Annotated in this window: 1 protein-coding gene; it reads left to right on the top strand. The window is 68.8% G+C overall.

Annotated elements, in window-relative coordinates:
- Positions 1-298 precede the first annotated feature (298 nt).
- A partial coding sequence (locus tag ACFQEU_RS17115; RefSeq protein ID WP_379784105.1) for an inositol monophosphatase family protein occupies positions 299-712 on the top strand: 414 nt, incomplete at its 3' end.

Genomic DNA, 712 nt, shown 5'->3' with positions numbered 1-712 from the left:
CGAGCTCGTACACGGCACCGCCGTCCGCCCGGTCGGCGACGCGCTCGAACGTCGGCCGAAAGCCGGCCGCGCTGCGTCGTCCGGCCTCGTCGAGCGAGGCGTCGATGGCGTACTCGAGCTGTCGAACCGCTTCCTCCGGTTCCATAGTCGATCGTATGTCGACGGAGGTATTTAAGTATACTCGGATTCGGAACCGAGTTAATTTGTGTCGCCATCGGCTTTCGGACCCGTCGTGCCCGCGACACGTTCCGCGTCGCCGGATCGACGTTTATAGACCGCGTGAGGCCGTACTCGAGCCATGAGCGATATCGACGAGTCCCCGGTGCTCCCGCCGGACGTCTCGGACGCCGAGAAACGCGCTGCCGTCACCGAGGCGGCCGCACGGGCGGGTGCTCGCGTCGCCAACGACGCCTTCCGAACCGACATGCCGGTCGAGGAGAAGGGGGCGGACGACGTGGTGACCGAAGCCGACCGCGCCGCCCAGCGGACCGTGATCGAGCGGATACGCGAGTCGTTCCCCGAGGACACCGTCGTCGGCGAGGAGGAGGACGCCCACAAGCGGGTTCCCGACGAGGGTGCCGCGTGGGTGATCGACCCGATCGACGGCACGCACAACTTCGTCCGCGAGATCCGGTTCTGGGGGACCGCGGTCGCCGCCGTGATCGACGGCGAACCCGTCGCGGCCGCCACCGTCGCGCCGGCGCTCGGCGAC

The sequence above is a fragment of the Halorubrum tibetense genome, assembly GCF_042661865.1.
Lineage (GTDB): Archaea > Halobacteriota > Halobacteria > Halobacteriales > Haloferacaceae > Halorubrum > Halorubrum tibetense.
This window is presented reverse-complemented; position numbering and strand designations above follow the sequence as displayed.